Annotated in this window: 1 pseudogene; it reads left to right on the top strand. The window is 62.7% G+C overall.

Annotated features, from left to right (window positions below):
• The first annotated feature begins 22 nt into the window (after positions 1–22).
• Positions 23–1,010 (top strand): annotated as a pseudogene (locus tag AC1DQ3_RS36500) (IS630 family transposase).
• The last annotated feature ends 1 nt before the right edge of the window (position 1,011 follow it).

Genomic DNA, 1,011 nt, shown 5'->3' with positions numbered 1-1,011 from the left:
GCGTTGATCGGGAGTCGATTGCATGGCTGGGAAGATGGACGAAGCGACCAGGAATCGGGTTCGCGCTGGACGGATGCTGTTAGCAAACAAGCCGGTCGCGGAGGTTGCGGCTGCGGTGGGCGTGGCACGGCAGACGGTGTACACGTGGAAGGCGCGACTGGACGAAGGCGGCATCGACGCGCTGCGCACCATGKCCCGTGGACGGCCGTCGTTGCTCRACGATACCCAGCGCGAGCAACTGTGTCGTGCCTTGCTGCAGCGCCCCACRGAGCATGGYTTTGGCACCGAACTGTGGACGCTCAAACGGGTGCGTCTACTCATCGAGCAACGCTTCGGGGTGTCATACAACGAGGCCCATGTCTGGCGCATTCTGGATTCGCTCGGCTTCTCGCCCCAACGCCCAGACCGACGCGCTATCGAACGCGACGAGGACGCCGTGCTGGCGTGGAAGCAAAAGACCTGGCCCGCGCTCAAAAAAAGTGTACGCGGGAGCAGCGGCTGATCGTCTTTATTGACGAGTCTGGGCTCTCGGAGCGRCCCACGCGCGTGCGCACCTGGGCTCCGAAAGGTCAAACGCCGGTCATCCAGTTCCACTTCAACTGGAAACATGTCTCGGCCTCGCGGGCCTGAGTTATCACAACTGCCTGTTCCGCCTTTATGACGGCGCGATCAAGAGCGCACAGATCGTGGAGTTCCTCAAGGCACTGCGCGCACACCTCAAGCGCCGCCTGATGATCATCTGGGACGGCGCCGCGCRGCACAAGAGTCGCATCGTGCGCGACTACCTCGATAGCACTGGTGGTGCAGTGCAGATGGCCTTTGTCCCGCCCTACAGCCCGGACCTGAATCCTGTGGAGTACCTCTGGGCCTGGCTCAAGCGCCATGCTCTGGCCAACTACTGCCCACACTCGCTCGCCGAACTCAAAACGACCGCCCGCAATCGGCTGCGCAGCGCACAGCAACGCGCCAACATCATTGCCGCGTGCTGGAAGCAGGCCGAGTTGTGGTGAT

The organism is Cupriavidus sp. 01T418, from assembly GCF_056398885.1.
The sequence above is the reverse complement of the archived record's forward strand: the minus strand, read 5'-3'. Positions and strand labels throughout refer to the sequence as shown.